Annotated in this window: 2 protein-coding genes; one reads left to right on the top strand and one right to left on the bottom strand. The window is 61.3% G+C overall.

Features of this window, described 5'->3' with window-relative positions; all coding sequences use genetic code 11:
• A partial coding sequence (locus tag ABZZ74_RS53250) for a LuxR C-terminal-related transcriptional regulator (protein ID WP_356951324.1) occupies window positions 1–1,107 on the bottom strand: 1,107 nt, incomplete at its 3' end.
• Window positions 1,108–1,476: 369 nt separating this feature from the next.
• On the opposite strand from ABZZ74_RS53250, the gene ABZZ74_RS53245 reads away from it, so the two are divergent.
• Complete coding sequence (locus ABZZ74_RS53245; RefSeq protein ID WP_356951323.1) at window positions 1,477–1,599, top strand: hypothetical protein; 123 nt, start codon at window positions 1,477–1,479, stop codon at window positions 1,597–1,599.
• The last annotated feature ends 1,614 nt before the right edge of the window (window positions 1,600–3,213 follow it).

The following is a 3,213-nucleotide window of genomic DNA, read 5'->3' as shown; positions in this document are numbered from 1 at the left end:
CAGTTCCATACGTGAGGCGACGTCCAACTTGCGGAATATCTTGCGCAGGTGGAAGGCCACGGTGTGACGGGAGAGGAAGAGCTGGGAGGCCACCTGCTTGTTGGTCAACCCCTGGGCCACCAATTCGGCGACCGCGGTCTCCGTCTTCGTGAGGTTCCTGATCTCCTTGCCGGGCAGCGTGGGCCAGCGGGCGGAACGATGCCGGACGCCGAGGTTCCACAGCCGGTTCTTGATGCGCATGACATCGCGGAACGCCCCGGCGGCCAGGTATGCGTCGCCGCTGCGTTCCAGGACAGCGACGATCTGCTGCTCAGGCGGCCGTCGACGCTGCAGCAGAACGCCGTAGTCCTCCAGGGCGGAAGCCCGTGCCCACGGGTCCTTGTGCGTTTCGACGGCCCGCCAAAGGTCGTCGGAATTCCGGTGGTCGACCAGCGCCTTCGCGTGCTGAGCCGCAGCGGCCAGCGAGCGGGTTCGCGGGTTCATCTCGGCGAGCCGCTGGGCCGCCGCCGCCCCCTGCTGGGCCAGCGCCTTCTGGCCCGTCTTCAACGCCAGCCGCACGAGCCAGGCCGCGGCGGCCGGCTCGCCGATGAGGACGCCCCGGCTGATCGGACCGAAGTCGACGAGCTCCTCGATGAACGGGGCCGCAGCACCCGGCCCGTCTCTGGCCTCCCGCACCCGGATGGCCGCCCAGGCAATGTGCGCGGCCCAGGTTCCGCCGCGTCCCATGAGCACGTCATCCCTGAGCTTCTGGACGTACAGTGAAGTGCTCTTCAGATCACCGTCGCGCAGACCGATCAGGGTGAGTAGGAGATGAGCCGAGGCCGCCACCGTGCCGGGACACCTGACGCGTTCCAGCACACTTCTGCTCCACATTGCTGCGGCTTCCGTGTCGCCGCTGGTGTAGGCGAGCAGAGACCGGGCCACGCCAAGCTCTGCCGGGCCGTCCGCCAGATCACGGAAACCGGTAAGCTCCCGGCAGTAAAGAATTTCCCGTGCCAGGTCAAACTCCCGCACGTGAGTCAGCCCCATGGCCAGCTGCAATCGAGAATACGTCCCACAGTCGCAGGCGGGATAGGCTACCGTCATGCGGAGGGATTCGTCCAGCACACTGAGGCCATATTCAAGCAATCCGTCCGTCCAGTAGGATAACGCCCGCGCGGTGACCTGGTACGAGTCACAAGCGGCCCCGGAAACTTCGGCAGAGCGACACCGGAACGACATACGTTCAGGGCGACTCAAAACCATGGGCAACATGCTGCTTCCTCTTAGGGTCTCATGATCCTGATTGCATTCTTCGAGTTGTCGTTGACGAGTTTTATGCTTCCTAGATAAGTCAGACCTCTGTGATCATTTCGCCTCCAATGGCGGTCCAGGCGAAGGGCTTCGCGTTCTCGTTCCAGGAGTCGACGCAGTCGCGGATCTGCTTGACTAGGGCTTGAAAACTCCTTCCTCTGAGCGGCTTGACAGCCTTTCTCCATGGAACAGGCCGTCCTGCACATCCCGGAGAAGGCGTGGATGCCGGCCCATGACTCCGAAGGGCCCGAACAGTCCGGCGCCCGGGGCGCCGAGATCACCGTCATGCCCGGCCTGAGCACCTGACCTTGACATCACCCGAAGTGAAACGCTCAGACGTCCATCTTCGATGCTGGGTCCGACCCTGAATAGGGTCGTCTGCCCCATGCATAGCGACACCAGCTTATTGGATTCTGAAGAGTTCTCGTATGCGCCGGCACGACTTGACTGTGAAGTTTCCTCTGCGTCAATATTTGGTTACCTGAGAGTCTCGCTCATGTGGCCGACTCATGGCCTCGACCGCGCGACTGGGTATCGTGTCTCGGTTGGCAAAAGCTGCGCCAACGACGGACTTCCGAGCGGAATATATGAATAGTAATTACTGACTGAACTATGCGAGACCCATTCAGCAGACTGATGAGAGCACCCCTAGATTTGCGACTCCGAAATGCGGTTGCATCTGCTGCCAGATGGACGTCCGTCAGTACAGAGAACCTGGGCGGGAGCTGGCCAGCTGTCGGGCATGATCACAAGGTCGGCAGTCGTGGCGAGCATCCCGCGTCGTGGGGACTGCGAAGTGCGAAGGTCGTGCGCTGCCCGCACCTCGCGGTACACGTGGGTCCGCTGTTACATACAAGTGCACATGACAAGTGTCTTCCAGGCCGCCACACTGGCGCCATGTCCACCCGCCCTGGCGGACCGATGGAGACCGAGGAAGGACCCGCCCAATGCACTAACGCAACGCACGCACACGAACGATCAAATCAAACGCCGGGCTGCTCTCTGCCGCGACTTTGACGGCGCCCATGCTCGCGGCCGGCGTTCTGACTTAACCGGCGTCCGCCGCCACAAACCCGGTGGTCGAGTTTCAGCGCTCCGGCACCCAGCTGTGCATCTAGCTCCCTGGCGTGAACAACTCGCAGCTCTCCGAGAGTCCCCGGACGTGGTCCGAACCCGCACCCTCGACCAGAGCACGGACAACCGCCTCCCACCTTGGTGACACCGCGACGCGAACAGCACGCCGACCACGCACAAAGGCAATCTGATCGTCAATCAGCACGACCATCGTGTCCTGCTTCAGGCGTAATATGTTCTCGCCCGTAGCCCGACCGGCCAAGAATCCCGGCGAATCTAAGCCCCCTGGTGACACTGTCTGGCGCAAATTTCACTCCAAACAATCTCGATCAATGTGTAAAAAATTGGCGCAGTCCGTAGGAAGCCGACACGCCTGCAGTCGCGTCTACCTCCCGAACCAGAATCACAGGCGGGAGCAGAAGGAAGATAGGGTCAAACCACCCTAATTCTACCCTGGAATAGGGTCTATCAGGATTTACTGCAGCTGCTGTGATCCGTCGAAGGTGGGGATGAGACGAAGAGGCAAGGTGATTCTCCCCTTTGGACATGCGGTTCACGGGTACCGAAGAAAAGGCCCCGGATCACTTAATGGGCGAAAGATCAGAAATTGTTCAACAGCCGGGTGGTTACTTCTGGGTTGGGCGCTAATCTCATGCTGGTTCCTTCCCAGTGACGCATCACCCCAGGAGCAGACTCATGGCGTGCGGCGGACAGCAGTCGAGCGCACAGTCGACCCGGAACGGCATTCTGACACTAGTAGATTGTCGCAGCTAATTTCTGGGGTAGAGGTGGCGCAGTTTGATGCGTGCGTCGTGGTTGGTGAACTGCCAGTCCACCTGACGCTGG

The organism is Streptomyces sp. NPDC006476 (assembly GCF_040612015.1).
GTDB lineage: Bacteria > Actinomycetota > Actinomycetes > Streptomycetales > Streptomycetaceae > Streptomyces > Streptomyces griseorubiginosus_B.
The sequence above is the reverse complement of the archived record's forward strand: the minus strand, read 5'-3'. Positions and strand labels throughout refer to the sequence as shown.

Coding starts and splice junctions, on each gene's coding strand:
- ABZZ74_RS53245 (WP_356951323.1), top strand. CDS start 1,477: ATGGAACAGGCCGTCCTGCACATCCCGGAGAAGGCGTGGATGCCGGCC.